This window comes from Kitasatospora sp. NPDC047058 (assembly GCF_040643935.1).
In the GTDB taxonomy this organism is placed as follows: domain Bacteria; phylum Actinomycetota; class Actinomycetes; order Streptomycetales; family Streptomycetaceae; genus Kitasatospora.
This window is the reverse complement of sequence record NZ_JBEYVJ010000036.1, coordinates 15,008-40,414: the sequence shown is the minus strand read 5'-3', so window position 1 is coordinate 40,414 and position 25,407 is coordinate 15,008. Positions and strand designations below refer to the sequence as shown.

General features: G+C 71.2%; 27 protein-coding genes and 1 pseudogene. 11 read left to right on the top strand and 17 right to left on the bottom strand.

Annotation, left to right across the window (positions count from 1 at the left end):
* The 5 genes from ABZ885_RS08495 to ABZ885_RS08475 form a co-directional block, all read right to left on the bottom strand.
* A partial coding sequence (locus tag ABZ885_RS08495) for a DUF2637 domain-containing protein (RefSeq protein ID WP_360184979.1) occupies positions 1 to 761 on the bottom strand: 761 nt, incomplete at its 3' end.
* Positions 758 to 1,288 carry a WhiB family transcriptional regulator gene (locus ABZ885_RS08490; RefSeq protein ID WP_360184976.1) on the bottom strand — a complete coding sequence of 177 codons (531 nt, stop codon included), beginning with the start codon at positions 1,286 to 1,288 and terminating at the stop codon, positions 758 to 760. The genes ABZ885_RS08490 and ABZ885_RS08495, both read right to left, overlap by 4 nt.
* Positions 1,289 to 1,382: 94 nt before the next feature.
* Complete coding sequence (locus tag ABZ885_RS08485; protein ID WP_360184973.1) at positions 1,383 to 2,057, bottom strand: DUF721 domain-containing protein; 675 nt, start codon at positions 2,055 to 2,057, stop codon at positions 1,383 to 1,385.
* On the bottom strand, positions 2,054 to 3,424 hold the full coding sequence (locus ABZ885_RS08480) for a helix-turn-helix domain-containing protein (RefSeq protein WP_360184970.1): 1,371 nt from the start codon (positions 3,422 to 3,424) through the stop codon (positions 2,054 to 2,056). Before ABZ885_RS08480 ends, ABZ885_RS08485 begins: the two co-directional genes overlap by 4 nt.
* A gap of 240 nt (positions 3,425 to 3,664) precedes the next feature.
* Entirely contained in the window at positions 3,665 to 4,006 is a 342-nt protein-coding gene (locus tag ABZ885_RS08475; protein WP_360184967.1) for a hypothetical protein, read from the bottom strand.
* 368 nt (positions 4,007 to 4,374) lie between these two features.
* On the opposite strand from ABZ885_RS08475, the gene ABZ885_RS08470 reads away from it, so the two are divergent.
* The 4 genes from ABZ885_RS08470 to ABZ885_RS08455 all read left to right on the top strand — a co-directional run bounded on the left by ABZ885_RS08470 (position 4,375) and on the right by ABZ885_RS08455 (position 8,195).
* A complete protein-coding gene (locus tag ABZ885_RS08470) occupies positions 4,375 to 4,797 on the top strand; it encodes a helix-turn-helix transcriptional regulator (RefSeq protein WP_360184965.1) in 423 nt (140 codons plus the stop codon).
* A 441-nt stretch (positions 4,798 to 5,238) separates the two neighbouring features.
* Positions 5,239 to 5,727 carry a regulator component gene (locus ABZ885_RS08465; RefSeq protein WP_360184962.1) on the top strand — a complete coding sequence of 163 codons (489 nt, stop codon included), beginning with the start codon at positions 5,239 to 5,241 and terminating at the stop codon, positions 5,725 to 5,727.
* Between the two features lie 19 nt (positions 5,728 to 5,746).
* The gene (locus tag ABZ885_RS08460) at positions 5,747 to 7,000 is read left to right on the top strand and encodes an MAB_1171c family putative transporter (RefSeq protein WP_360184959.1); all 1,254 of its coding nucleotides are present in this window, start codon (positions 5,747 to 5,749) and stop codon (positions 6,998 to 7,000) included.
* Between the two features lie 10 nt (positions 7,001 to 7,010).
* Positions 7,011 to 8,195: a cytochrome P450 gene (locus tag ABZ885_RS08455; protein ID WP_360184956.1), complete on the top strand. Its 1,185-nt coding sequence runs from the start codon at positions 7,011 to 7,013 to the stop codon at positions 8,193 to 8,195.
* Between the two features lie 148 nt (positions 8,196 to 8,343).
* Here ABZ885_RS08455 and ABZ885_RS08450 read toward each other — a convergent pair whose 3' ends face one another.
* From ABZ885_RS08450 to ABZ885_RS08400, 11 genes are all read right to left on the bottom strand, one after another.
* The gene (locus ABZ885_RS08450; RefSeq protein WP_360184953.1) at positions 8,344 to 9,147 is read right to left on the bottom strand and encodes a hypothetical protein; all 804 of its coding nucleotides are present in this window, start codon (positions 9,145 to 9,147) and stop codon (positions 8,344 to 8,346) included.
* A gap of 310 nt (positions 9,148 to 9,457) precedes the next feature.
* Positions 9,458 to 10,735: a serine hydrolase domain-containing protein gene (locus ABZ885_RS08445; protein WP_360184950.1), complete on the bottom strand. Its 1,278-nt coding sequence runs from the start codon at positions 10,733 to 10,735 to the stop codon at positions 9,458 to 9,460.
* Complete coding sequence (locus ABZ885_RS08440) at positions 10,732 to 11,631, bottom strand: HEXXH motif-containing putative peptide modification protein (RefSeq protein WP_360184948.1); 900 nt, start codon at positions 11,629 to 11,631, stop codon at positions 10,732 to 10,734. Before ABZ885_RS08440 ends, ABZ885_RS08445 begins: the two co-directional genes overlap by 4 nt.
* 72 nt (positions 11,632 to 11,703) lie before the next feature.
* The gene (locus ABZ885_RS08435) at positions 11,704 to 11,877 is read right to left on the bottom strand and encodes a hypothetical protein (RefSeq protein WP_360184946.1); all 174 of its coding nucleotides are present in this window, start codon (positions 11,875 to 11,877) and stop codon (positions 11,704 to 11,706) included.
* 95 nt (positions 11,878 to 11,972) lie between these two features.
* Positions 11,973 to 13,832, bottom strand: coding sequence for a radical SAM protein (locus ABZ885_RS08430; RefSeq protein WP_360184943.1), 1,860 nt, complete (start codon positions 13,830 to 13,832; stop codon positions 11,973 to 11,975).
* Positions 13,833 to 13,856: 24 nt separating this feature from the next.
* A complete protein-coding gene (locus ABZ885_RS08425; protein WP_360184940.1) occupies positions 13,857 to 14,753 on the bottom strand; it encodes a hypothetical protein in 897 nt (298 codons plus the stop codon).
* Positions 14,750 to 15,649, bottom strand: coding sequence for an NAD(P)-dependent oxidoreductase (locus ABZ885_RS08420; RefSeq protein ID WP_360184938.1), 900 nt, complete (start codon positions 15,647 to 15,649; stop codon positions 14,750 to 14,752). Before ABZ885_RS08420 ends, ABZ885_RS08425 begins: the two co-directional genes overlap by 4 nt.
* Before the next feature lie 35 nt (positions 15,650 to 15,684).
* Positions 15,685 to 16,155 carry an NUDIX domain-containing protein gene (locus ABZ885_RS08415; RefSeq protein WP_360184935.1) on the bottom strand — a complete coding sequence of 157 codons (471 nt, stop codon included), beginning with the start codon at positions 16,153 to 16,155 and terminating at the stop codon, positions 15,685 to 15,687.
* 41 nt (positions 16,156 to 16,196) lie between these two features.
* Positions 16,197 to 17,069 (bottom strand): isocitrate lyase/phosphoenolpyruvate mutase family protein, encoded by an 873-nt coding sequence (locus ABZ885_RS08410; protein ID WP_360184933.1) that lies wholly within the window; start codon positions 17,067 to 17,069, stop codon positions 16,197 to 16,199.
* Positions 17,066 to 17,755 (bottom strand): thymidylate kinase, encoded by a 690-nt coding sequence (locus ABZ885_RS08405; RefSeq protein ID WP_360184930.1) that lies wholly within the window; start codon positions 17,753 to 17,755, stop codon positions 17,066 to 17,068. The genes ABZ885_RS08410 and ABZ885_RS08405 overlap by 4 nt, the downstream gene beginning before the upstream one ends.
* Positions 17,756 to 17,757: 2 nt before the next feature.
* Positions 17,758 to 18,507: a hypothetical protein gene (locus ABZ885_RS08400; protein ID WP_360184927.1), complete on the bottom strand. Its 750-nt coding sequence runs from the start codon at positions 18,505 to 18,507 to the stop codon at positions 17,758 to 17,760.
* A gap of 150 nt (positions 18,508 to 18,657) precedes the next feature.
* On the opposite strand from ABZ885_RS08400, the gene ABZ885_RS08395 reads away from it, so the two are divergent.
* The 7 genes and pseudogenes from ABZ885_RS08395 to ABZ885_RS08365 all read left to right on the top strand — a co-directional run bounded on the left by ABZ885_RS08395 (position 18,658) and on the right by ABZ885_RS08365 (position 24,481).
* Positions 18,658 to 19,623: a helix-turn-helix transcriptional regulator gene (locus tag ABZ885_RS08395; protein ID WP_360184924.1), complete on the top strand. Its 966-nt coding sequence runs from the start codon at positions 18,658 to 18,660 to the stop codon at positions 19,621 to 19,623.
* On the top strand, positions 19,620 to 19,850 hold the full coding sequence (locus ABZ885_RS08390) for a DUF397 domain-containing protein (RefSeq protein ID WP_360184921.1): 231 nt from the start codon (positions 19,620 to 19,622) through the stop codon (positions 19,848 to 19,850). The genes ABZ885_RS08395 and ABZ885_RS08390 overlap by 4 nt, the downstream gene beginning before the upstream one ends.
* On the top strand, positions 19,847 to 20,110 hold the full coding sequence (locus ABZ885_RS08385) for a DUF397 domain-containing protein (RefSeq protein WP_360184918.1): 264 nt from the start codon (positions 19,847 to 19,849) through the stop codon (positions 20,108 to 20,110). Before ABZ885_RS08390 ends, ABZ885_RS08385 begins: the two co-directional genes overlap by 4 nt.
* Before the next feature lie 339 nt (positions 20,111 to 20,449).
* Positions 20,450 to 20,614: pseudogene (locus ABZ885_RS08380) on the top strand (helix-turn-helix transcriptional regulator); the annotation flags it as partial.
* Between the two features lie 465 nt (positions 20,615 to 21,079).
* Positions 21,080 to 21,859 (top strand): DNA-binding protein, encoded by a 780-nt coding sequence (locus ABZ885_RS08375; RefSeq protein ID WP_360184989.1) that lies wholly within the window; start codon positions 21,080 to 21,082, stop codon positions 21,857 to 21,859.
* A gap of 45 nt (positions 21,860 to 21,904) precedes the next feature.
* Positions 21,905 to 22,594, top strand: a complete 690-nt coding sequence (locus ABZ885_RS08370; protein WP_360184915.1) for a RibD family protein — start codon at positions 21,905 to 21,907, stop codon at positions 22,592 to 22,594.
* Positions 22,595 to 22,690: 96 nt separating this feature from the next.
* On the top strand, positions 22,691 to 24,481 hold the full coding sequence (locus tag ABZ885_RS08365; protein ID WP_360184912.1) for a prolyl oligopeptidase family serine peptidase: 1,791 nt from the start codon (positions 22,691 to 22,693) through the stop codon (positions 24,479 to 24,481).
* On the opposite strand, the gene ABZ885_RS08360 is transcribed toward ABZ885_RS08365, so the two are convergent.
* Positions 24,459 to 25,376 (bottom strand): hypothetical protein, encoded by a 918-nt coding sequence (locus tag ABZ885_RS08360; RefSeq protein WP_360184986.1) that lies wholly within the window; start codon positions 25,374 to 25,376, stop codon positions 24,459 to 24,461. The genes ABZ885_RS08365 and ABZ885_RS08360 overlap by 23 nt on opposite strands.
* Between the last annotated feature and the right edge of the window lie 31 nt (positions 25,377 to 25,407).

Genomic DNA, 25,407 nt, shown 5'->3' with positions numbered 1-25,407 from the left:
GGACCCGACACGGGGACCGGACCGGACGGACCCGACACGGGGACCGGACCGGACGGACCCGACACGGGGACCGGACCGGACGGACCCGACACGGGGACCGGACCGGACGGACCCGACACGGGAGCACCGACGAGGCGGAGCCGCGGTTGTTCGGCGAGGGCCTGGGTGTGGTCGAGTTCCTGGGTGTCGGATCGGTTGCGGCGGAAGCGGGTTCGCAACCAGGACCGGACCGTGGTCGGCTCGTCGGAGTCGGTCCGGTCGGTCTGGTCGGTCTGAGCTGTCCCGTTCGTCTCGGTCTGCTCGTCAGCCGGGCTGGGCTGCGCGGTAGAGGTGTGCCGCGACATGACGATGTACAGGTGGGTGGCGCCGCCGAGTACCAGCGGGGCGATGGTGCTGAGCGCGCCGACCGCGGGGTTGCTCAGGTGGAATCCCTGGCCGGCTGCTGTGGTCTCGCCGTTCAAGCTGACGGCGTGGGTCCAGTTGGCCCAGACGCTGGTGGCCGTGGCTCCGCCGAACACCGACCAGGTGTAGACACGGGCCCGCAGCGGTGCCTCCTTCAGCACCACCAGCGCCCGCACGCCGTACGCGATGAACCCGTCGATGGCGACCGGGAAGAGATAGGAGAGTTCGGGGCGGACGTGCATGGCGACGGCCATCTGCTGCAAGGCGTCGTAGCTCAGAGTTCCGCCGACCGCGCCCATCACGCCGATCGCGGCCTTGTCCCATCGGGACATCCGGCTCGGCCCGGTGGTATCGCTCACGCCGCCACCACCGTGGTCGCCGGGGTGAACGCGGCGGCGATGCGCTGCTCGCGCCGCAGCAGGAAGGGTTGCTTCTCGAGCTGGGCGCGGGCTTCGCGCAGTCGAGTAAGTGCCCGTTTGCGGCCGATGCCGAGCACTGGTGCCCAGATCTGCGGGTCGAGGTCGAGGATGGCGGCGATGACGGAGACGCTGTGCTTCTCCTGCGGGGAGAGGTTGGCCGGACGGCCGTTGAGGGCGGCGAGGACGCGCTCCTCTTCCCATCGAACGGTGCCGAGGCGGTGCAGTACGAGCCGCTCGCTCTCGGTGATGCCGCCGCGGATTCCGTAGCGGTCGTTGGTCTCCAGCGCTTCGGTGAGGCACTCGTCACTGACGGGGCAGCGGCTGCACAGGGCCTTGGCTGCCTGGACCTCTTCGGCCTGGTCGGGCAGGGAGTAGAAGCGGTCAGGCGCGGCGGTGCCGGCGCAGGCGGCGCGCTGCACCCAGGTGTTGTCGCGGCGGCGGGTGGCGATCGAGGTGATGGTGGACACGGGGTTGGGTCTCCGGGTGAGTCCGCGGCCGGGGCGCGGAGGTTCGAGGGGCGGGTCGGCGCGATCAGGGTCGGTCGCGCCGGCCCGCCGGTGGCTAGCGCGGGCTGGGGCCGGAGAGACGGGGTGCCGTCTCCGGGCCTCTGGCCAGCGATCTGATCCGCCGGTCGACTGCCGGGCTCGTCCTGGAGTCCGCGGGCGCGCTCGGGCGGCTGGCCTGGAGTTGGGCCAGGGCCCGCAGGTAGCCGGGTGAGGCGTCTTCCCGGGTCTTGATCTTGGGTTCCGGCGCGGGGGCTCCGTTGCGGGCGGCCGGTCGGGTTGCCGCTGCGGCCTGGGCTCGGTGGGTGCCCAGCACTCGGATGGTGCGCAGGATCGTTTCTCCGTTGGCCTGGTTGAGCGTTGCGACGAGTGCCGGGGCGAGGGTGCGGACGTGGGTGGCGTAGGCCGGAGAGTCGGCGCGGACGTCGAGGCGGCCGGTCTGGTGGTCGAAGCTCACCGCGGTGACGTGGTTGGCGAGTTCTCCGACGGCGGCCGGCCAGAGGTCGAGCAGTCCGCCGCCGGCGAGCGGTGCCTCCCAGGCGTGCTGGACCATCAGGTCGGACAGGGCCGCTCCGAGGCCCATCGGGTCGGCCCTGCCGCGCCGGGGTGCGCTCGTCGGCCAGGTGGCCCGGGCCTTCACCACGGTTTCGGAGCGCTTGGCGGCGTCGGCGCGGGCGCGGCGCAGGGCGAGTCGGGCGAGGTCGATCCCGGTGGCGGGCTGGTTGTCGGTCATCGTGCTGTTCCTGTTCGGAGGTGGCTGGTGGTGGAGCGCAGGCGCAGGACGCGCTCGACGAGGTCTCGGCCGTAGATCTGCTCGGCCTGCTCGCGGCCGGCGATGGCCAGGGCGGAGGTGACCAGGGAGGGTCTGCCGCTGAGGTACTGGCGCCACGCCGTGGTGCGGGCCTCGCGGTGTTCTTCGCCGGTGGGCCGGTCGTCAAGGACGGCCGCCGGCTGGCGGAAGGTCTCCCGTGCTCTCGCCCAGGCGCCCTGGACGAGGGTCCGGACCGCGGAGCTGCGCGGTGCCTGCCAGGTGCCGGACCACTCGGCGTGGCGCTCGCGGGCGGCCTGCGGAGAGTCGCGCCACCAGGCGGTGATCGCCTCGCGCTTGGCCTCGGTGTCGTACAGCAGCTCGGCTCCGGCCAGGCGGGCGGTGAGGAATCCGACCGGGCGGTGGATCCGGGTGGCCGGGGTCCGCTGGGCGAGTACGGCGATGACCTGGTGGGCGGTCCACCCGGCGTCGGCGAGGTGGCGTACGGCCCAAGCGACCCGCGGCACGGGGCTGCCGCTGAGCCAGGCGACCTGGCGGACGAGTTCGAGGCCGAGCTGGTGGCGGCGACCGACCTGGTTCAGCTGCCGACGGGCCTTCCGTTCCCCCTGGTGCTGCTGGTCGTTCCCGTTCGCGACGTCGTTCTCAGAGGGATTGTTGGTAGGTGCTGCAGGAGAAGACGTGACAGCACCGACCCCCATTGGGGTGCAACGGGGGGAGGTCGACGAGGAGCGGTTGCCGGCCCTTCCGGGGCTGCGCCGCTTGGTTCGGCGGACCGTTCGGCGGGCCTTCTTGCCCAGCTGCGCGAGGGTGTGGCGGCCTTCGTCCGAGGCGACGCCGACGACCTTGCGGATGAAGGTCTCGGACTCGGCGGTCCGCAGGCCGATGGCCTCGTCGAACCGCTTCGGGATGGTGCGGACGAACTCGCTGGCCCGGCCACCCACCTGGCGTACACGGCTGCCCTTGCTGGTGTAGCTGAGCAGGCCGGACTCCCGGAGGATCGACAAGTGGTACTGCACGGTGCGCTCGGAGACCTTCAGCATCCGCACGAGATAGCCGACGCCCGGTCTGCACGGGGTGAGCTGGGCGAGCAGCTGGGCGATCCGGAGTGTGGTGCGGCCGAACCGCGGACCGTGGGCGCGAGCCGGGGCGTGGGCCTGGGTGTCGGACGCCCAGTGGACAGCCTGCAACCAGGTGTAGGTGTCCGGCGCGATGCGGCCGGTGGTGGTCGATATCCACTGGGCAGGATCGGGAACGAGCAGGCCGGAGGCGCTCGTCGCCATCTCCGTGCTGTGCGCCTCGGCGGCGCGGTCGGACAGGGTGGTGCTGGGCACGGAAGTCCTCGCTGGGCATGGCGGCCGGCGCCCCGGGCGATCGGGGCGAGGCGGCGGGTGCGGGCGGCTGTGCGCGGTGGAGGCTCTCCTGCGGTGTCACCGGCAGGGGGCTGTCTCGCTCGGGAGGGACAGCCGGGGGCTCTCACGGCGCGGACCGGGGCAGGGTTGATCAGCCGACGTCGCGGCGGCCGTGGGCCTGCGGGTCGGAGACGGTCGGGCTGTGTCGGGGGGACTTCCCGGTCAGGCGGCCACGGCGGCCGTGTCGGCGGCGACCACTGCCGTCAGGCGGCCGGTGGCGAGGTCGAGCTCGTGGGCGTGGTCGGGGTCCAGGCCGGGGAAGCACTGGACGATCCACCGGGCTGCGGCCTGCCGGTAGGCGAGGGGCTGCGGGACCGCTTGGCCCTCGGCGTCGAACGCGCCGGCGGTGCGGGGGAAGCCGCCGGTACCGGCGTCCAGTCGCACGACGGCGGCGCGCGGTTCGAGGAGGCCGGCGAGAATCTCGACGAAGGAGGCCGGGGCGGTGGCGATCTCGGTGGTGGCCGGTCGCGACGGCGACCCGGCTGTACCCGCGAGGATGGGCATGGGAGACTCCTGGGCGGTGGAGCAGACCGGCCGCATGGTGGAACAGGCTGGCCGAGCTGCTTCGGACGTGATCCGCGCCCTCGGCGGGTGGCATCAAGGAGCTGCAATCTCCGGACGCCCGCCGAGGACGGCCCGCGGACTCGGTCTCGGCAGCAATCTGCTGCCGGTTCCCCCTGCCGCCCACCTCATCCAGGGCGAAGCGAAACACCCCCTGACCAGGCGATCGACAGTTAACTGTCCATCGGGTGCGATCAACGTACACCAAAATATCGGCCATGGGGACAGCTAACTGTCGATCGAGATGTGCACTCGGGCACCATCGGGCACTAAAGTGTCCGCGTGGGACGATCTGACACGAGGGAGCACCGATGAACGAGGCCGCGAGAGAGGGCGCGACGCGGATCGCCGGCATCTTCAACTACCTGCTGGACCACCGCCACCCCCAGGAGCGGGGGCCCTACTCGATCCCCGAGGTCGCCAAGGGCACGGGCGTCAGCGAGAGCACCCTCAAGCAGATGAAGTCCGGCTCCAACGACAACCCCAAGATCAACACCCTGGTCGTGGTCGCGAAGTTCTTCGACGTGCCGCCGGATATCTGGGTGACCGACAAACCCTTGGACGAGGTGCTGGTCGACCGCGACCTCCACAACGCCATGCGCGACGCCGGCATCGAGTCGATCGCCCTGCGCAGCAAGGACCTGACCCCGGAGAACCGCAGGCTCGTCGCCGACATGATCACCGTGGCGCGCAAGTCTCAGGGACTGGACCCCAAGGAGCCCGGCACGCCCTGAGCACCCCGGCCGCAGGGTCCTTTATTTTTCAACCTTATCTATGCGCATAGACTCGCCTGGCGAGTCTGTGCGCATTTCGGCTTTCCGGGCATGCCCCTTCGGAGTGCGAACAGAAATGGGACGCGAATGCGAAACTGAGACGCAGATCACGAGCTGTCTTGACGCGGGCACGCTGACTCACTTTCGGTAATGAACTAACGCCTCGTCACTCGCCCCCACCCCGTGATCTCGCGCATCCCAAGTGGTTGCATCATGCACACCGGCACTTTCCGTCACGGTCCGAAACAAACTCGCAGGGGCTCACTCCACCCCTCCCGCCGCCCGAAGATCATTAGCGGAAACGATCTTCATGGATATGCATACGATCGTCTCTGTCACGACCACGGTGCAGGCCGTCGCAATGAGCACGGGCCCCACCCAAGATCATTTCAGGAGGGGATTGTGCATGCGGCCTGCGAGAACCGCCTCAGCGACCTTCTCCCGCTCCTGCCTCATCGCTTCAGCGAGGAGGAGCTGGTCCAGGCGGTCTCCACGCTGATCGGCCGCCCGATCTACGTCGAAGCTCGTGACATGAGAGGGAATTTCGCCTGCGGCCTCCGCGAGAGGTATTCGGACCGCGAGGTCATCTCCTTCGAAATACACACATCACCGCTTCACCGAAGCCAGATCATCTGCCATGAGCTCGCCCACATCCTCTGCGGACACAAGGGCTCGATCAGTTATGCCGATATCCCCTCGGACGAGGAATTGGCCGACATGATCGACTGGTCGGTTCTCGGCATTTCCGCCCGCACGTCCTACGAGGAGCAGGACGAGCAGGAGGCCGAGCTGATGGCCAGCCTCATCGTCCAGCGGATGTACCGCGCGACCGTGATGCCCGCACAGCGCCCCGCCGCCGCCGACGAGCGGTGGAACGCGATGTTCACCTGACCGGAAAGAACCACCACCCATGATCCGCCTCATTACGCTCGGGCTCCCTGCCCTGCTCGTGGCAGCCGCTCTTTTCTGGATTCGCCCGCGCCGAAACGGCCAGGCGCGGCCGGCTCATTCCGGCAGCACGATCACCATGCTGCTGGCCTGGGCTGTCGCCATCGTGGGCTTCCATCCCGGAGTACAGGAAGCAGCGGACAGCGTCACCCGCGACCTCGCGAAGCTGGCCAGCAACGCGCTGATGCTCATCGCGAGCGTCAGCGTTGTCTCCTGGCTCATGTTCCTCAACCACGAGCAGGTCGAGGCCCGCAGAAGGCTCCGGCCCCGACTCGCCTTCCTCGGCGTGGCCGTCGCCGTGATGACGGCCGCCTTCTTCTCGGTCCCCGCGGACCGCCGTTGGAGCAGCGAGTTCACGAACACCCACTGGGGCCAGGCCCCCGTCCTTCTCCACGTCTACACCCTCGCCTACGTGCTGGTGATGGGGCACGCCACGTACGACTGCCTCACCCAGACCTGGCGCCGCAGCAGCCAGTCGCCCTGGCGGGTCCACCGTGCCGGGCTTCGCGGAGCGGCGATCGGCTGCTTCTTCGTCCTGCTCTACCTGGCCTACAAGGTCGTCAACGCCGGCGCGTCCATCGCCGGGGTCGAGCTGTTCCCCGGCGGTCCCCGCTGCACCACACTCGTCACGCCCTACCGCTGTGCGTTCTCGTTCACCGCGCCCTTGCTGGGCGTGCTGCTGATCACCGCCGGCCTCACGGTCCCGGCCCTGCTCTGGCCGGCCGCCAAGATGCTGCGCCGTCGGTGGGAGCGCAAGACCGCCCAGGACCTCCTGCCGCTGTGGACGGACGTGACCGCGGTCCGCCCGCAGGTCATCCTGCGTGCCGTGGTCGTCGAGACCGACCCGGACGTCGTTCTGCACCGCCGGGTGGTGGAGGTCTGCGACGGAATCCTCGACCTGGACAACCACCGCTCCCGCGCCATCGAGCGCATGGCCACCGAAGCCGTCGAACGCCGAGGGCAGGCCGGCACCGCGACTGGCGCCGCCATCGTCGAAGCAGCTGTCGTCGCCGCGGCAATCGAGGCGGCCCGAACCGACGCCCGGGAGCAGGACGACCCCGCTCCCCAGGCCACCGGGGAGTCCGCCCGCGCGGGAGACCTCCGCGCCGAGGCGCTGTGGCTACGCTCGGTCTCCCAGCAGTACGCGAACAACGACATCGTCCGCACCGCCGTGGCCGTCCAGCGGCAAGCGGCGCCCACTGCAACAGCGGCCTAGGGACCGAACCATGGCATCCTCGCCCTTCAGCGACCCGGCGTTCTACGCCGACCGCTACCCCACCTACACCGCTCTGCGGACGTCGTCCCCGGTCCTGCAGGCGTCGCTGGACGGCGGCGCCTCCACCGTGGCCGTCGTCACCGGCTACGACGAGGCCCGGCAGGCGTTCACCGCGCCGCTGTCCAAGGACGCCGGCGCCTACTTCGCGGACAAGCCCTCCACCCGCTCGCTCCACCCGGCCATCGCCCGCACCATGCTCACCGTCGACCCGCCCGAGCACACCCGGCTGCGGAGGCTGGTGACGAAGGCGTTCACCCCGGCCAGGATCGACGGATTGCGCCCCTACATCCGCGCCCTCGCCGAGCAGTTGGTCGGGAACTGGGAGCCCGGCACCGAGGTCGACCTCGTCGAAGAGCTGGCCGGCCCGCTGCCGGTCACCGTCATCTGCCAGCTCCTCGGCGTGCCGACGGTCGACAGGGCGTCGATCCGCTCCTGGTCGACCGACCTGTTCGCCACCGGTGACCACACCCGCATCGACGGGGCCTCCCACGCCCTGGCCGACTACATGGCCGAGCTGATCACCGCCAAGCGCGCCCACCCAGACCGCTCACTGCTCTCCGACCTGATCGCGGTCCACGACCAGGACGAAGACCGGCTGAGCGAGGACGAGCTGCTCTCGCTCGCCGTACTGCTGCTGGTCGCCGGCCACGAGACCACCACCGCGGCGATCGGCAACGCCATGCTGGCCCTGCTCCACCACCCCGCCGACCTGGCACACCTGCGTGCCAGCCCGCACTGCATCGCCGACGCCGTCGACGAGCTGCTGCGGTACGACTCCCCGGTCAGCATCGCCACGTGGCGCTGGGCGCCCGACGAGGTGGACCTCTCCGGAACCACAGTGCCCGCCGGCAGCCCGGTCTTCGTCTGCCCGGGCGCGGCCAACCGCGACCCGGCGAAGTTCCCCGACCCCAACCACCTCGACCTCAACCGCCAGAACGCCGCCAGCCACCTCGCCTTCGGCCACGGAATCCACCGCTGCCTCGGCGCACCCCTGGCCAGTGCGGAGGTCGAGATCGTCCTCGCGGTCCTCCTGCAGCAGTTTCCCGGCCTGCAGCTGGCCGTCCCGACCGACCAACTCGTCTGGCGGCAGTCCCGGCTTGTCCGCGGCCTCGTCGCCCTGCCAGTGAAACTCTAGGCTCGCGCCGTGCGGGGGCGGGACGATCTCCCCGCCCCCGCCCCCGCCCCCGCCCCCGCACACGCGCCACACCGGCCCCACACGGGGCCACACGTGTTCACCCATGTCAGGACGGGTCACCGGCCTGCTCCGCGCCCGGCAGCGGGGCCTACGCGGCCTCGCCCGCCCCGGTGGCCATCGCAGCCCGGACCCTGGCCCGCCCCCTGGCCGTCACCCGCGCCCGCGCCTCATCCGGACCGCTCTGGCAGCGAGCCCCCGAGCACAACGGGCACAGGCCCGGCTCCGGCAGCGGATCCCGGCACTCCTCGCACTCAGCGAAGCGTCGGCGGCGCGCCGATGGCGCGTCCAGGCGCTGCGGCGGCGGCATCTTGCGCTCGAGACGGCTCTGCAGCACCTTGGCCGGCGAGTAGACCACGCTGGGCAGACCGGCCAGCAACGCCTCGCGCAGCCCCTCCTCGGAGCCGCCCCGGTCCAGCCATGCCCGCACCAGCGGCGCGAGCGCCGCCGCCTCGGCCTCGCCGAGCGGCAGTCTGCGCTCGCGCCGAACCGCCCGCAGGAGGACCACAGCCGCCGCCCGGGTGTCCTCGTCGGCCGCCTCCCCGCCGTCGGCGGTCGTTCGGGAGTCGAGTTCGTCCTCCTTCCCTCCCTGCTCCTCCTCGGCCCGCGATCCGCTCGGCTCCTCCGGCTGCGGCTCCTCGGCGACAGGGAGGGAGGGTATTTTCACCAGGTACTTTCCAAGAAGGGCGTCAGGACCACCGCACTCCGGCTCACCGGACGCCGGTATGTCGGCACCCGGCAGCATCGACCGCTGCGGCACGTCGAAAAGATGGGCCTCGGAGCGGAGTCGGCCGTTCGGCAGCCGTACCACGTCCACCCGGTAGTACCCCCACGCTCGGAGCTCGTCGAGGGCGTCCTCCACCGTCTTCCGGCCCTGCGGGCTGGAGTCCGCCATCTGCCGGCAGGTCTCCTTCCACTCCTCCGGCCGAGAGATTAGGTCGAGGAACAACCCCTTGGCCGTGTAGGAGATCGCGCGGTTCTGCGCCAGAGCGTTCGGGACGACCACGAAGCGGGACAGGTGCGGGCTGCGGTGGATACGCAGGGAGAGCCTCCTCGTTCCTCAGCCGGGCCAGTCCCAACCGGGGGACGACGGACCATAGCCACGAACTCGGCTCAAGTGAAGCCGACACCGAGCGACCTTGATCACACTGCGATTCGACCGCCTGGCGACGCGCCACAACCAAGCAGCCGACCACCGCCCAGGATCAGCCTCGGTGTTGGCGGTACAGCAGCCCAGGGGCCCTCTGTAGATCAAGGCGGAAGCCTGTCACCGCCTCCTGGGTGTCGAGGGTGATCGCGTATCCGGGTCCGGTGTACGTCAGGCTGCCGGTCTGAGCGAGCCGGTCGCCGGTTCCCTTCCGCCACAAGTGGAGGCCGCTGCTGGTACGGGTCAGCCGGAGCGTTCCTGGAACGTCCTCGCACGTGAAGGCGCCGATCTCGATGTGCTCGCTGTCCGCAACCGGCTCAGAGCCCTGCGCCTCCTCTGCCTCACCTCTGGTCGCGACGAGCTGGGCGTCGAGGAGGTCGAGGTCGGCGGAGTCGATCGCCGCGACGATGGGTGCGGCGATGCGGGCCGCGTCCAGCTGTGCGTGGTTGGACAGGCAGACGACCCGTGCTCCGGCGGCGGTGAGGTGGGCGGCGGCGGAGAAGCCGTGTTCGTGTCCGGAGTGGAACACGACGTGATGGTCGCTGCGGGTGTCGGCGTAGAGGCCGGCGCCGTAGAGGAACGGCGGATGGTCGCTGGGGCCGTACGGGACGGCGCGCTCGAACGGCAGGGGTCCGCCGTCGGTGATCCACCTCTGGTGCAGGTGTACGAGCCAGCGGTCGAGGTCGTCGGGGGTGGTGGAGAGGGATCCGGCGCCGGGGAGCATGGCCGGTTGGGCGGTGTGCTGCCATCCGGACGTGGTGGGCCGGTAGGCGTTCGCGGCGTTGGGGATGACGTCGCGGGGGTCGTTCTTGAAGCGGCTGTTGTGCATGCCCAGCGGGGTGAAGACGCGGTCGCGGGCGAGGTAGTCGAGAGTTGCGCTGTGGACCATCTGCAGGATCCGGGTCAGCAGGAGGTAGTTGGTGTTGCTGTAGAGGAACTGCCCTCGGGGGACGGCGCGCTGGCGCTGGCGGGCGGCCAGGGCGAGGAGGTCGTCGGCGGTGTAGTGGTCGAGGTCGCGCAGGCCGGCGAGCGGGAGCAGGGATTCGGTGTCGCGGATCCCGGACCGGTGGGTGATCAGTTCGGCGATGGTGACGCCGGGCACGCGCAGGGCGGGGACGAGGTCGGCGACCTCCTGGTCGAGGCGCAAGGCACCACACTGCGCTGCTTCCAACACCAGGTAGGCGGTGATCTGTTTGGTGGTGGAGCCGACGACGAAGGCGGTGTCCGGGGTGATCGGGGTGGAGGTCTCCAGGTTCGCCAGGCCGGCGGTCCACCGCCGGGGTTGCTCCCCGGGCCGGTGGACCAGCACGGACAGGCCGGGGCCGTCGGCAGTCACAGGCCGATGGCCTGCTGGTGGACGGCGCGCAGGTGCTCGCGCAGGTCCGGGTCGGGAACCAGGGTGAGGGCTCGGGCGTGGTCGGGGCCGGTGCCGGCGAGGAAGGTGCGTTGGAGGTCGAGGTACGAGGTGAGGAACCGGCGGCCGGCTCCCTCGGTGCGCTCCAGGACCCGGGCGGTGTAGATCATGGTGAGGGGGAAGGCCCAGCAGGCGTGGAGGAACCCGTACGCCGGGCGCGGGGTCCGCTTCCACGGGGAGTGGAACAGGGCCTGGTCGTCGAGCTTGCAGCCCGTGGCGGCGAGCGCGTCGTTGAGCCAGTTGTGGCCGGCTTCGTGGATAAGGTCGCGGGCGAGGGCGGCGGGGTCGTCGATGTGGTCGACGAAGACGGTGCCGGGCAGGCGGCTGATCGTCCAGCTGTCGAAGGTGTCGTTGTAGCCCTTGCGGCCGAGGAAGACGAGGACGCGGGCGTGGCCGGCGAGGAGGTCGCCGAAGCCGGTGTCGTCGGCGAGGGTGTAGGCGGCGCGGGCGAGTTCCTGGTGCCCGGCCGGGGCGGGGCCGGTGTGGGGGTTGAGCAGGTAGTAGGCGGTGTCGGAGATCGGCGAGGTGATGAGCTGCTCGGGGGCGATGACCACGCACTGGCCGACCGCTGTGGGCGCCGCGAGGGCGTGGGCACCGGCGTCGGGGTGCGCGGTGTACCAGGCGAAGAGGTCGCGGTCTCCGGCGCGGGCGGCGGCCTCGGCACCTTCGAGGTAGTGGTGCGCGGTGGCGTAGGCGAAGGCGTGCTCGGCGGCGGCCGGTGCGGTGGTGGCGGTGAGCGCGTGGATGCGCCGGACGCGCTCGGGGTGGAGGCGGTCGGTGGGGGCGAAGCGGAAGCCGAGCTGGGTGGGGGTTGCCATGGGAGTCCTCCTGTCGCGGTGGGTGGGGCCGGGCCGCCGGTCGGGGATGGCGGCCCGGCCCCGTCAGGCGGGTCAGACGGTGCGGTTCTCCTCGGTGGTGCCCGTGTCGCCCTCGGCGTCGTCGCCCTGGGCGGCGGGCCAGCCCTCGGCGGACACGCGGGAGGTGTGGGCGGTGGTCCGGACGGTGGAGTCCTCGCCGCGCAGCTCGTCGACGGCGGCGAGGAAGCCGGTGATCTTGTCGCTCATGGGTCCTCTTCTCTGGTCGGGTGATGATGGTCGGGCGGTGGGCGAGCGGCCGTCTCGCGTGCATCGCCCTCGCCCGCACGGCAGGTGCGGGCGGGTCAGGGGGTGTCGCGCTCGCAAGGGCAGCGGTCGGTGGCCGGTGCGTGGCGGGCGGCGTGGGTCAGGACGCGGGCGCCCTGGTCGAGGCCGGCGAAGTAGGTGTCCCAGTCGGAGCCGTCGGCGGGGACGAGCCGGATCTCGATGGTGCGGTGCGTCCTGCCGGTGGCCGTGCTGGCGAGGTCGGTGTGGATCAGCTGGAGCGCGAGCCCGGCGGGCAGGAACGGGCTCGCGCGGGTGACCGTGTGGCAGGCGCGGGCGGCGAGGCGTCCGTATTCGGCGGCATCGCGCGGCAGTAGGCCGACGCGGAACGGGGACGGCGCGGCGTCGGTTCCGGTGTGTGGGTGGCCCTCGCAACTGTCGTAGGTGACGGCCTGCCAGGTGCCGGTCGCGGTGTCGACGAGCGGTCGCACGCGCGGTTCGATGCCCGCGGTCCACTGGGGGTGGAGGGGGTCGAGGTCGTCGGCCTCGTGGATGCCGGGCAGCCCGACGGTGTTGATGTTGCCGTGCTCGCTGGTCACCAGCCGGGCGGGTGCGCGGTGGGCGTCGGGGTCGTCCCAGCGGGCGAGGAAGGCGTCGGCGTCGGCCATCTCGTTGACCGCGTGGCGCCGCCAGTGGGCCTTCTCGCAGAACGCGCCGTCCGGGTGGCCGGGTGCGGCGATCAGGGCGGCGACGCCGTCGATCAGCCGGGCGCGGTGCTCGCAGTAGGCGTCGTCGCTGCCGGTGTCCTTGAGCATCCGCCAGCGGGTCGCGGCGCAGCCGCCGCCGCACGCCACCCGGTACGGGCAGGTCAGGCACTTGGCCATCATGCCCCGGGCACCGGTGAGCAGGGTGCTGCTGTCCTGGGCGGCGGTGACGTCCTGCTCGCTGCGGGCGCCGGCGAGGGGGAGGAGCTTGGCGGTGGGCCAGGGCAGTTCGTCGCAGGAGCCGAGGCGGCCGTTGGGGTAGGCGGTGAAGACATGGGAGCACTTGAGGTTGGAGAAGTGGCAGTGGTCTCCGCCGACGCCCTGCAGCTGGCGGATGACCGCGACGACGGGGTCGAGCTTGACGCGGCGGTAGTGGCCGGCGGTGATCCAGCGGGCGGCGGCCTGCAGGACGAAGCGGGCGTACTGGTCGGGCGTGACTGCCCAGGCCGGCCCGGCGGGGGTGATGGCCTGCTGCTGGAGTTCGCGGCTGGCGGGGGCCCGGCGGGAGGCTGCGGCGGTCGCCCGGGTGGTGGAACTGTCGAACGCCGGGACGAGGTTGATCGCGTTGACCGCGGTGAAGGAGGCGATGTGGTCGATGATCTCGGCGGCCCGGCCCATGACGGCCGGGGTGACGACGGTGATGACGCCGCAGGTGCGCCCGCGCCGGCCGAGGAGGTCGAGGGCCGCCGCGATCTTCGGATAGACCGGTTGCCCGTCGTAGCCCAGGCGCCAGGAGTTGCCCTGCTCGTCGCCGTCGAGGGATATCCCGATGGTCAGCTGCGGGCAGTGCCGCTCGAAGAGGTCGAGCCAGGAGTCGTCGAGCTGCACGCCGTTGGTCTGCAGGTGGACGCGCAGGACCGCGGGCTGGGCGGCGAGTTCGTCGAGGATGGCGGCCATGGCGTCCTGGCCGACGGTGAGGGGTTCCCCGCCGTGGAGTTCGACGACCAGTCGGCGGCCGGGGAAGAGGGAGGCGAGGTGGCGGATCTGCTCGCGGGTGACGACCGCCCCGCCCGGGGCCTCCTTGCGCTTCTCGAAGCAGTACAGGCAGTCGACGTCGCAGGTCTCACCGCGCAGCTTGAGGATGACGGAGACGGCGGTGTCGGGGCCGGTGCTCTCCAGCGTGCGCCACAGGGAGTCGAGGTCGTCGGGCGGGGCGAAGGTGCTGCGGTGCGGCATGGTGCCTCCGGCCGGTGGGTGTGGTCAGGAGCGGGCGGTTGCCGCCCAGGAGTGGAACTGCGCGTCGGTGAGCGGGACGAGGTCGTCGCCGCGCTGGAGTGCCCAGCCGTCGCTGCAGCGCTGGGGCAGCCATCCGAGGCCGGACCAGGCCGGGTCGAGGACGGGTGCGTCGCCGGCGTCGGGAAGTTCCCAGAGTGTGGTCAGGGCGTCGCACAGCCGGGCCCGGACCGTCCGGAACGCGCGCTCGGTACCGTAGGGGCGTTCGGTGTCGGGCAGCGCGACCACCGGCCGGGGCGAGCGGTCGGGGCCGGCGGCCAGGCCGAGCAGGGCGGGCAGCCACTTCTCCCCCAGCAGGGGCTGGCCCGCGGCTGCGGCTTCGGCCTGCGCGACCACCACGGCCATGCGCTCCCAGACCAGGTGTTCGGCGAGGCGCTGGCGGGCCTCGATGAGGCCGAGCAGGTCCTCGGTCAGGCTGATCGCCTGCTGGATCCGGTCCGCCAGCGCCCACTGGGCGTAGACGTCCAGCTCGTCCTTGTCGAGCACCGGGTGCTGGCGGCCGTCGTCGAGGACGACGGCGGTGCGAAGCGCCGTGAGGTCGGGAAGGCGGCGGCGGACGGTACGGAAGGCGGCAACGTCGCCCTCGCGGGGCAGTTCGAACCCGGCGAGCAGGCTCCGGAGGTCGGAGGTCTCCTTCCCGGTGCTGGTGTGGAGGTCGACGCGGATCCCGTCGACCGTCCGCGAGACGACCCGGACCGGGTGACCGACCGGGGTGATGATCCGCAGGTCGATGTCGGAGCGGGCGTGGGCGAGGCCGTGGGCGAGGGCGCCTTCCAGCAGGATCTGCGCGCCTGGGTGCTCGGTGGCCAGCAACGCGGCGGTGGCGTGGGCGATCCGCAGCCGCTCGGCGTACCAGGTGCTCACGGGCGCACCGCCTCACGCCGGCCGGCAAGGGTGCGGGCGGTGGTGGCGACCCAGTCGTCCAGTTGGTCGCGGACGTCGGTGCGCTGGGCCCCGATGTGCGGGGTGGCGATGAAGTTGCGGGGCGGGCCGCCGCGGGGCAGCAGGCGCATGTCCTCGCGCTCCACCGGGTCCAGGGCGAGGCCGGCGAGGTCGCCGTCGTCGAGGGCTTCCAGGCAGGCGGCCACATCCAGGGTGGCGAGGCGCCCGACGCAGACCAGCATCGGGCGGCGCTCGCGGGCTGCGGCCAGGAAGTCGGCGCCGAACCGGCCCTGGTTCTCCGGTGTGGCGGGCAGGGCGACGAGGTGGATGTCCGCCCAGTCGGCGAGAGCGGCGGCCGGGAGCTGGCGGGTGCCGTCGGGGATGCTGGGCCTGGCCGCGTAGGCGATGTCGCCGACGTGCGGGGCCAGCGCGACCTCGCACGCCTGGCCGATCGGTCCGGCGCCCCAGATCGCGAGCCGGGCCTCGGCGAGGGGGCGGGTCACGCAGCCCGCCTTGAAGTGCACGCCCGCGGCCAGGGCCGACTGCCCGAGCGGGATGCGCCGGCCGAGCGACAGGACGGCGGCCAGCGCCCACTGCGCGACGGAGGCGGCGGCCGGCAGCGGGTTGCGGTGCACCGAGATCCCGCGGCGGGCCAGCTCCGGAAGGTCCAGCCCGTCCAGGCCGGAGCCGGCCCGGATGACGTGCCGCAGCGCCGGGAAGTACTGGAGCTGCTCGGCGCCCAGCCGGACGCCGGAGCGCAGCACCACGATCTCGGTGGTGTCGTGGACGGGTTCGCTGCCGTCGAGGTGGTCGGCGTGCCGCACGGTCCAGCCGGGCAGTGCCTCGGCGAGGGTGATCAGGTCGATGGCGCCAGCCATGACGAGCGCTGTGGGCCGTCGGAGCACGGCTGCGGTCACCACCGGTCCACCAGGATGTCGCGGGGGTGGGCGAGGGCGTCCAGGAGTGCCTGGTTGACGTTCGGCAGCAGGTGCTTGCCGGGCAGGTCCGCCAGGGGTACCCATTCGAAGCCGACCTGCATCGGGTCGACGGGGTCGGACATGCGCGGGACGCTCTGGCCGTCGGTGATCTCGGCGAGGAAGTTGTGCTGGGTCTTGTGCTGGGGGCCGAGGTCGAAGCCGTACTGGCCGGGGACGTACTCGACGACGAACAGCTCCCGGACGGTGCGCACGTTCAGGCCGGTCTCCTGCAGGACCTTGCGGACGACCGCGTCGCGCAGGGACTCGCCCTCGGCGGCCTTGCCGCCGGGCAGGTTGTAGTGGAAGTCCCCGCCGTCGGCGGTGTCGTCGTAGGACAGCAGCAGGACCTGGCCGTCGTGGACGATCGCGGCCTTCACCGAGACGCTGATCTTGGGCAGTGCCGTCATGGTCGGTCCCTCCTTTCGCTCGTGGTGGGCGGGCAGGGTGGTCACAGGCAGGCGCGGGCGGCGGGGTCGGCGACCTGGAGGAGGTCCTGGACGTCGGCGAGGCGGGCCGGGTCGAAGGCGCCGTTGGCGCGGAAGTGGTCCGCGGCCTCGCGCATGGCGGCCATCGCCGCGCGGCTGAGTTGGTTGGCGTAGATCGCCAGCGCGTAGCCGGCCGCGCCGAGCTCGTCGGGCCCCAGGTGGGGGAAGGCGGTGGGCACGCTCACCAGCGGGGCCAGGCCCGTCCACGCCTTGCCGACCGCCAACGCCTGCTGGCCGGAGGCATCCTTGGAGTGCAGCAGCACCGCGTCGGCTCCGGCCGCGACGTACGCCTCGGCGCGGGCGACGGCCTCGGCCACCGAGCCGCCGCAGATCAGCGTCTCGGTGCGGGCGATCAGCAGCATCTCCGGGCCGGCCTGGGCCCGGATCTCCTTCAGCTGGGTGCGGACCAGGTCGAGGTCTGCCAGGCTCTGGTCGCGGTGCATCGAGAAGGAGTTGGTCTTGGGGTAGGCGCTGTCCTCCAGGCACACGGCGGAGGCCCCGGCGCGGGCGAGGTCGAAGGCGAAGCGGCCGGCCGGGCCGACGGCCCCGCCAGCGTTGTCGATGTCGACGATGACCGGCAGGTCGGTGGTGCGGCGCAGGGTGAGGACCACGTCCGCCAGGTCCCGCGGTCCCAGGACGTTCTCGTCCGGGAGGCCGAGTGCGGTGGAGACCTCCAGGCCGGACACCCACAGGGCGTCGAACCCGGCACCGGCCGCGATCTTGGCGGCGGGGGCGTTGGCGGCGCCGACCGCCCGCACCGGGCGGCCGTTCACCTCGGCGTTGCGGAGGGCTGCGGCCAGCGGCCGGGCTATCGGGCGCAGGGTGGTGGCGGTCATGCGGTGGTCTCCTTCAGGGGCAGGGCGGGAAGCAGCTGGTGCTCGCGCAGGGCGCTCCAGGCGTCGGCGAGGACGCCCGCGCGGTCCTGGGAGGCGTCGATGCGGACGATCGGGCCGAGCTTGGGGAAGGCGGACGGGTCGTCGGCGACCTCGTCGTACGTGCGGCGCACTCGGGTCTGGACGTCCAGGACGTCCCAGTCCGCGCGGACCGCGTCACCGGAGCGGCCGGCTGCGCGGGCCATCGCCGCCTCGGGGCTGTTCTCCAGCAGGAGCGTCAGGTCGGCGGTCACCCCGATCGCCCCTTCGAGGGCGGCATACGTCTCCTTCGCCGGCGCGTCGTGCTTCACGGCAAAGAACGCCAGCTCCGACAGGAGCCACCGGTCGGCAATCACCGGCCGGTGCGCGAGCGCGGGCAGGACCAACTGCTCGACGGACGCCCGCTTGTCGGCGCGCAGGGCCGCCAGGTAGCGGTCCCGGTTCGCCGGGCCGGGCCGGTACTTGCCCTCTTCCAGGTCCGCGGCCACCGCCGGGTCGAGCCAGTTCGTCGTCAGAATCGACAGCGGGGCCACTCCGTACAGGCTCTCGATCAGCCGGAACAGGCCCTTGCGCAGGGTGGTCTTGCCGGTGCCGTCCAGGCCCTCGACCACGACGAGGAAACCCGGAACGCTGCTGCTGTTGCTGCTCATGGCTACTCCACCTGCCCGGCGCCGAGGCCGCTGCGGTACTTCAGGAACTGGCCGCGCCACGGGAGCGCGTTGGAGACGAGGTCCACCAGGCGCAGCTCGGCGAGGCTTTCCAGCAGGGCGGGCATGCCGGCCTCGGTGACGACGGCCTCGGTGACGGCCCGGCAGTAGGCCGCTCGCACCTCGGGGTCGTCGTCGCCGTTCTGCTGGAGGTGGCGGCGCAGGACGCGCAGGGCGCTGCCGAGGGCGACCGCGCGGGTGGCCTCGGTCAGGGTGGCGAGCGGCACGGTGTCGGTGACGTCGTCGTCGATGGTGATGTGGTGGCCGCCGAGGTGGCGCAGGACGGCGAAGGCGCCGACCCACCAGGCGGACGCCGCGCAGACCGCGCGGACCGCGTCGGCGACGGCGCCCTGCGGGGTGCCGACGAGGAGTGCCTCGGCCACGGAGCTGGCGGCGGGTGCCAGCTGGCTCGTGCCCGAGGTGCGGCCGACCTGCTGGGGGACGGTGACCAGGGCCAGCAGGCCGGCGGCGGTCACGACCGGCGTCGCCGCGTCCGCTGGCGGCTCCGGCCGGCGCAGCAGCGCGAGCGGGACCGCCTGCGCGGGCAGGCCGCACTCGGCGGCCCCCTTGCCGGAGGCTTCCTCCAGCTCCGCGCGGTGGAGGTGGATCCGCTGGACGGCCAGGCCGTCCGAGAGCGCCTCCCAGCCGTCAGATACACCGACCGGGCGTGGGGGTCTCAGGAGTTCGCGAGCCATGGGTGTCCTCTCAAGGGCAAGCCGAGGGCCGCGCAGCGGTAGCACTCCGAGATTTCAGGAGTGCGCTGCGTCACGTCGAGTAGCGTCCACCCATCGGCCGCACCGCGTCAAGCACGTGACTGGCAAAATGCCATTTGGAGTGCCAGTCATATGAACGGCACACTTGCCTACACTGACCCGCGCCGGGCCGGTGTGGCCTACCCTGGCCGGATAGACGCGCTTCAACCTCGGAGGGGACCGATGGCAGCTACCATCCCGAGCAGCCCTACCGCGGCCCGGAGGGCGTTCGGCGCTGACATAAGGCGCCGACGCGACGACCGGGACCTGACCGCGGCGGAGGTCGCCGTCGTCATCGGGTGCAGCACCTCCAAGGTGACCCGCATCGAGACTGGCCAGCGCAGCGCGAACCCTGACGACTTCGAGGCATTGATGGACCTCTTTCAGGTCCCCGACGCCGACCGGACCCACCTGGAAGCCCTGTTCAAGCGGGGCCGTAAGCGGACGGCCATGTGGTGGGACGCCTACGGGGACGTCCTGAGCTCGAAGTACGTCGAATTCATCCGCAACGAGCACGAAGCGGCCGGCATCTTCGACTACCAGGTGGTCTATGTGCCTTCCCTGTTGCAGACCGAGGCGTACGCCCGCGCGGTCACGGCCGTCGGCTTCGCCGCGCTCGGCCCCGACCAGATCGACAGCCTCGTCGAGGTCAAGATGCGCCGCCAGGGCCGCCTCCACGAGGATGAACCCCTCCGCCTCGCTGGCGTGATCACACAAGCCGCCCTTGAGTTCCACGTCGGCGGCCCAGCCGTCCAAGCCGCCCAACTGCGCCACCTCCGCGCCATGATGGAGCTGCCCAACATCGACCTTCGCGTGATCCCCTTCAGCAAGGGCGCGGACGGAACGCAGACCGGCGCGTTCAGCACCTTCACAAACGAAGGGCAGGAGTCCCCGGAAGCCGCCTTCGCAGAGGCCGTCACTGGTAGCGTCTTTGTCGATGATGCACTGGGTCTGCGGCGCCTCCACCGCCTTTCCACCTACCTCGCCGATGCAGCCCTCAGTGCCGACGAGAGCCTTGACCTGATCGAGCAGACCGAGAGAAAACTGGCAGCAGCATGATCAACGCAACGAAGCTCTACGCAGCCCCCCTCACCGGAGCCAGCTGGCACAAGAGCACGTACACCGCCAACAACGGCCAGTGCGTGGAACTGCTCCCGATGACGTCCCTGCCGGCCGTGGCCATCCGCGACTCGAAGAACGTCCAGATCCCGCCGATCAGGACCAGCAACCAGTCGATGCGGAGCTTCGCGGACGCCCTCCTCAATGGCCAGCTGGTCGCGGCATGAGCCACCCCCAGACCACCGCCAAGGAAGCCCTCTACGCCCTCGACCTCAGCAACGCCGTGTGGCAGGTGGCGCCCGACAGCGACCCGTCGGACCGCCTTGAGGTCGCCTTCCTCCAGGACGGCGCCGTGGCACTTCGGCACTCAGCGAACCCTGCGGGCACTATCCTGCGCTACGACGCCCAGGAGTGGGTCGCCTTCCAGCGAGGACTCGAAGACGGCGAGTTCGACGCCGACATGGGGCGCATCCTCACTTCTGCCTAGACCGGTTGCCGCCCCGATGACTTCGTCCATCACGCCCGCCCTGGACCCGCTGCTTCCTAAGTAGCCCGGTCCGACGGACCAGCTCGGGTGCCGTGTCCTGCGGCGGGGCCGAGCCGGCCAACCTCTGCCTGTTCGGTGAGGGGCAGCGAGCGGTCCACTTCGGCCTCCCAGAATCGGTTCGGCTGGCCCTTGTAGCGCGGTACCAACAAAGCAAAGCCCTCCCAGGGCCTGTTGAACAGGGCGGAATTGATGCATCAATGAGGCGTTGCTGCTGCAATGACGCCTCTGAGCTGGGAACTTCTACGGCAGTGAATCCGGCAGGGAAGTGGGGGCCGCCTGGTGGGAGCGCGGCGCGACCGGCTAGTCCAGCACCGCAAGATCGCGGGCTTCTCGCAGGAGTCCCTAGCCCTTGCGATGGGCGTCGACCGCACCACGGTGGGCCGCTGGGAGCGCGGTCTAGCTGAACCACGCCCGTGGCAGATGCCGAAGCTTGCCGAACTCCTGGGCGTCAGCCAGCGCGGACTCGGTATTCTGCTGATGCCGGATGAACCGGCTAGACCGGAGTCTGCTCCCACTGTCCTACGAGGTACCGATGCTGACGTGCGGACCTACGGGCATGCGGAACCAGGCTTGGGGCCGAGCGAGGGGCGCTCTGGGGCTGGTTCCAGCCTGGCTGCCGGCGCAACGGTCCTCATGGACGGCGGGGTCCGGGTCGGGTGCCGGACGTCAGACGGAAGGATCGTCTTCGTGACCATGCCGCGCCGGGCACTCCTACGCGGTGTCTCAGCCGCGGCCAGCATGACCGCGCTGTCGAGCCTCGTTTCACCGGCTACCCACGCTGCTCGGCCGGTCCTCTCTGCCGACATCCACCCCGTTGACAGCATGCGGTTGTTACGCCGAGCCCTAGTCGAGTGCGACAACGTTCTCGGGCCCCGTGAGGTCGTCGCCACTGCCCAAGAGCACATCCTCATGATCCAGGACCTCCGCCGGGAACTGTCCGGCCAGGACCGCCGCGCACTTCTGCAGGTCCAGGCCGAGTACGCCGAGTTCTGCAGCTGGCTGTACCAGGACAGCGGCGACCACCGCGCCGCCCAATACTGGGCGGACCGAGCCGTCGACTGGGCGCGGGCCTCAGACGATCAGGACCTCGCTGTCTACATCCTGGCTCGAAAGGCGCAACTCGCGGGCGACATGCTGGACTCGTTAGACGCTGTCGACCTGGCCGCCTCCGCTCAAAACCTGGCACGGCCGGGGAGCCGGCTCAGTGCCATGGGAGCTGTCTACGGTGCTCACGGACATGCCCTGCTAGGCGATGAGCGCACGGCCCAACAGGCGTACGACCAGGCGCTGTCGCTGCTCGCCCGGCCACCCGAGGCGCCACCTGGCCGGGGTCGCTGGCTGGACGAAGCGTATGTCGTGGCACAGCGCGCTCGGTCGCTGTCGGTGCTCGGAAGGCACCGCGAGGCGGTGTCCAGCTTCGACCAGGCGATTCGGTCCCTGCCCGTGACCTACCGGCGTGACCGCGGCGTTTACCTCGCCCGCGCGGCCACCGCACAGCTCCACGCCGACGGCCCGGAGCAGGCGGCCACCACGGCAATCGAGGCGTTGTCGATCGCCGCCACGACCGGCTCTGCTCGGATCTTCACCGAACTGGCCGCGCTCGACTCTCTGCTGCAGGGCTGGCGCCGCGTGCCGGAGGTGGCCCGGTTTCGGCAGGAACTCGACGGTCTGCTCCTACACGACCTCTGATCACCCCCGAACCGATACTGCCTTCCATAGAGAACGGACCCCGCGATGCCCAACCGCCATCTCCCCCACGTCCTGCTGAGCGTCGCCACCTCTGTAGACGGATTCATCGACGACGCCTCCGCGCAACGGCTGCTGCTGTCTAACGCAGCGGACTTCGACCGTGTCGACGAAGTTCGGGCGAACTCCGACGCCATCCTCATCGGTGGCAACACCCTGCGCAGTGACAACCCCAGGCTGCTGGTGAACAGCGACAAGCGGCGCGCTGCCCGGGTGGCGGCCGGGAAGTCCGAGTACCCCCTCAAGGTGACGATCTCGGCCAGCGGCGACCTGAGTCCTGAGCTGAAGTTCTGGCACTTCGGCAACGACAAGGTCGTCTACACAACCGACGCGGCGGCGTCGAAGCTCCGCGAGCGCCTGAGCGACCTGGCCGACGTCGTCAGCACCGGTCCCACCGTCGACTTCACTGCGATGCTCGAAGACCTCGCGAACCGTGGCGTCGAACGTCTCATGGTCGAGGGGGGTGGACAGATCCACACCCAATTCCTCGCCCAGGGCTTGGCCGACGAGGTGCACCTCGCGGTGGCTCCGCTACTGGTCGGCGACGCCGGTGCCCCGCGATTTCTCCACCCTGCCGAGTACCCCGGGGGCAGCGCCCACCGGATGACTCTGCTGGGCGTCCAGGCCATCGGGGACGTCGTCGTCCTGCGCTACGCGCCGAAGGGAGGCGTTGTCTGAGCTGCCCGATCCTGCGGCGGTTCGAGGGGGTTGGTCATGGCTTCGGGTACCCGGATAGCCTACGGCGGAGCGGGCAGCGACGGCCGAGGGGACCGCATGACCATCGAGGGCAGCAACGGGCTTTCGCCCGCGTGGGTGGCTCGGAACGTGGTGGCCTTCGACGAACTCCGGTTCGCGCACGGCTTTCTGTGGTGGCTGCAGTCCGACCCGGAACACGGCGGCGTGCGCCGGATCATGCGGTCCGACACCGCCGGCCGGGGCCTCGCGGTGACGCCACCGCAGATTCCAGTCGGTGGTCAGCTTCATGCCTACGGTGGCGGCAGCTTCGCGGTCGCTGGAGACGCTGTGTGGTTCGTCGGGGACGCCGGCCGGTCCGTCTGCCGGCATGAAAGGGGTCGGCGGGCGGTGCGCGCCGTTTCCGGGGGTGGGGATGACCAGTTCGGGGATCTGGCCCTGACCACGGAAGACTTACTGCTGGCGGTCCGCGGAGGGGAGTCCGCCGACGAGATCGTCTCCGTCTCCCCGGCGGGTGAAACGCGCGTGCTGGTCCGGTCGTCCGGCTTCCTTGCCGCGCCCCGGCTCCGGGACGGAGTCCTCGCCTACCTGGAGTGGGACCGCCAGGAGATGCCGTGGGACGGCTCTCGGCTCCTGCTCGCCGAAACCCGTCCAGGCAACTCGCCGCAGGGCTCCTGGGTGGCGGGCGGCCCGACGGAGTCGGTGGTGCAGCCGTCATGGGGGCCGGACGGCGCGCTCTACTTCATGTCCGATCGCACGGGCTGGTGGAACCTGCACCGCTTCCGCGACGGCGCCGTCGAGACGGTCGTGCAGGTCACCGGCGACTGTGCCCCGGCTCCCTGGGAAGGCGGCTACCAGTCCTACGACTTCACTTCGACGGGCGGGATCGTCCTGATCACGGGTGACGGCATCAGCAGTGAGCTGCTGCTCGTCGAGGGCTCGGCACGGCGCAAGATCGCCTCGAACCTCACCTCCATCAAGCCCTACCTCGCCGTCGCGGGTGAGACCGTCGCGGTGATCGGAGCGACCCCGGACCTTGCACCGGCCGTCTGGGTCGCCGATCTCGCCGCTGACCCCGATGCCCCTGCCCTCCCGCTCGGCGGGGAAGTCAGCTCCTCTCCCTCCTGGACAGTGCAGGAGCCCGTCGTGGAGACCGTGGAATCGGATGACGTGACCTTGCGGTATCTGCTGCACCGCTCCCGCCACGACCGGCCCGGACCGCTGCTGGTGCGGGCTCACCCCGGGCCGACCGACGACGTTCCTCTGCGCCTCGACTGGACCACCCAGTACTTCGTCAGCCACGGGTTCTCCGTCGCGGAGGTCCTGTACCGGGGAAGCACCGGGCAGGGCCGCGCCTTCCGGCAGGCCCTGCACGGCCACTGGGGCGACTACGACGTCGAGGACTGCGCGGCCGTCGCCGAGCACCTGATCGCCACCGGGGTCGCGGCGGCCGGGGCCGTGTTCATCAGCGGCGCCAGCGCCGGCGGCTACACCGCCCTCCAAGCGGCTTGCCAGCCAGGCCCGTTCTCCGCCGCAACGGCAACGTCCGCCATCATCGACCCAGCCCAGTGGGAGCAGTCGGTCCCGGCCTTCCAGCGCCCGCACGCCGCAGTCCTGGCGGGGCCGGCTGGCGCGGTCCGGCCCGAGCGCGTGAGGATCCCCGTCCTGCTGATCCACGGGACCGAGGACACCATCACCTCCCCCGAGGACGCCATGCTGCTCGCCGACCGGCTTGCCGCCACAGGCGATACGCACCAGCGGCTCCTCCTCAAGGGCGGTGACCACTACCTGTCCGACCCAACGTCACGCGCGCTGGCCCTGCAAGCGGAACTCGACTTCTACCGGCGCGTCATGAGCCACGGGCCATCGTGAGGGCGAGCTGGCCGGCCTCCGGCAGCACCGCCTCGGCGTACTCGCGGAGGTCACGGACAGGCGCGTAGTCGCGGTGAGCGTTGAGTTCGGCCAGGACTCCGGCCACGCGCTCGATGCAGCGTCCAGAACCGGTGCGGGCTGCGTACGTCACGGCTTCGCGGCCGGCCGCGCTCGCCTGATCGAGATCTCCGCTGCGTAGCCAGGTCGAGGCGAGCAGCGCGGCGTCGATGGCGAGACGGCGGACCTTGTCACGGCCGACGCCGTCCAGTGCGTCCGCGAGCTGGGTCCGGGCCGCTGGGGAGTGGCCGAGATCGTGCCAGCAGTGCGCCGCTTCGTCGGCGAGGTAGGCGGGCGTGAAGTACCGGATCCACTCCGGTTCGTCCTGCGGATTCGCCCCACTGAGCAGTTCCTCCGCCTGCAGGATCAGTCTGGTCGCCTCGCTCTCCCGGCCCATGCGGGCGTTCGCCCGGGCGACGACGGCGGTGATCGCTGACCGCGTCGCGGGGCTCGCCGCCGTACCCGCCGCGGCCTGCGCGGAGGAAGCCCACCGCAGAGCGGCCTGCGGCTGTCCGCAGTGCAGAGCCAGGTGCGCCAGGTTCACCGCCACCAGGTAGGCGCCGTACGCCTGGTCGTTCGTTGCGGTGGTCAGGGTCAGTGCCCGCTGGTAGTACGCCTGGGCCTGCCCGGGGTTGCCCGTGTCGACCGCCTGGTATCCGGCGAGTTCGAGGAAGCCAGCGGCGATCCTGGCACGGTCGCGCGTCACCCGTTCGTCTGCCGCCGGCCGGGCGAGCAAGGAGCTGAGCTCACCGTCGATGTAGGACCCGACCTGTGGAGCGTAGGCCCGGGCGCCGTGCATGTGGTCGAGTTGGCGGAACATCGTGAGCATGCCTGCCACTGCTCCCAACTCCTCGGCAGTGACCCACGAC

Bases quoted from the DNA above. Each gene is read 5' to 3' on its own strand.
- ABZ885_RS08485 (WP_360184973.1), bottom strand. From the start codon at position 2,057: ATGACCGACAACCAGCCCGCCACCGGGATCGACCTCGCCCGACTCGCC.
- ABZ885_RS08475 (WP_360184967.1), bottom strand. From the start codon at position 4,006: ATGCCCATCCTCGCGGGTACAGCCGGGTCGCCGTCGCGACCGGCCACC.
- ABZ885_RS08470 (WP_360184965.1), top strand. From the start codon at position 4,375: ATGAACGAGGCCGCGAGAGAGGGCGCGACGCGGATCGCCGGCATCTTC.
- ABZ885_RS08460 (WP_360184959.1), top strand. From the start codon at position 5,747: ATGATCCGCCTCATTACGCTCGGGCTCCCTGCCCTGCTCGTGGCAGCC.
- ABZ885_RS08455 (WP_360184956.1), top strand. From the start codon at position 7,011: ATGGCATCCTCGCCCTTCAGCGACCCGGCGTTCTACGCCGACCGCTAC.
- ABZ885_RS08450 (WP_360184953.1), bottom strand. From the start codon at position 9,147: ATGGCGGACTCCAGCCCGCAGGGCCGGAAGACGGTGGAGGACGCCCTC.
- ABZ885_RS08440 (WP_360184948.1), bottom strand. From the start codon at position 11,631: ATGGCAACCCCCACCCAGCTCGGCTTCCGCTTCGCCCCCACCGACCGC.
- ABZ885_RS08435 (WP_360184946.1), bottom strand. From the start codon at position 11,877: ATGAGCGACAAGATCACCGGCTTCCTCGCCGCCGTCGACGAGCTGCGC.
- ABZ885_RS08430 (WP_360184943.1), bottom strand. From the start codon at position 13,832: ATGCCGCACCGCAGCACCTTCGCCCCGCCCGACGACCTCGACTCCCTG.
- ABZ885_RS08420 (WP_360184938.1), bottom strand. From the start codon at position 15,649: ATGGCTGGCGCCATCGACCTGATCACCCTCGCCGAGGCACTGCCCGGC.
- ABZ885_RS08415 (WP_360184935.1), bottom strand. From the start codon at position 16,155: ATGACGGCACTGCCCAAGATCAGCGTCTCGGTGAAGGCCGCGATCGTC.
- ABZ885_RS08410 (WP_360184933.1), bottom strand. From the start codon at position 17,069: ATGACCGCCACCACCCTGCGCCCGATAGCCCGGCCGCTGGCCGCAGCC.
- ABZ885_RS08405 (WP_360184930.1), bottom strand. From the start codon at position 17,755: ATGAGCAGCAACAGCAGCAGCGTTCCGGGTTTCCTCGTCGTGGTCGAG.
- ABZ885_RS08400 (WP_360184927.1), bottom strand. From the start codon at position 18,507: ATGGCTCGCGAACTCCTGAGACCCCCACGCCCGGTCGGTGTATCTGAC.
- ABZ885_RS08395 (WP_360184924.1), top strand. From the start codon at position 18,658: ATGAACGGCACACTTGCCTACACTGACCCGCGCCGGGCCGGTGTGGCC.
- ABZ885_RS08390 (WP_360184921.1), top strand. From the start codon at position 19,620: ATGATCAACGCAACGAAGCTCTACGCAGCCCCCCTCACCGGAGCCAGC.
- ABZ885_RS08385 (WP_360184918.1), top strand. From the start codon at position 19,847: ATGAGCCACCCCCAGACCACCGCCAAGGAAGCCCTCTACGCCCTCGAC.
- ABZ885_RS08375 (WP_360184989.1), top strand. From the start codon at position 21,080: ATGATCCAGGACCTCCGCCGGGAACTGTCCGGCCAGGACCGCCGCGCA.
- ABZ885_RS08370 (WP_360184915.1), top strand. From the start codon at position 21,905: ATGCCCAACCGCCATCTCCCCCACGTCCTGCTGAGCGTCGCCACCTCT.
- ABZ885_RS08365 (WP_360184912.1), top strand. From the start codon at position 22,691: ATGACCATCGAGGGCAGCAACGGGCTTTCGCCCGCGTGGGTGGCTCGG.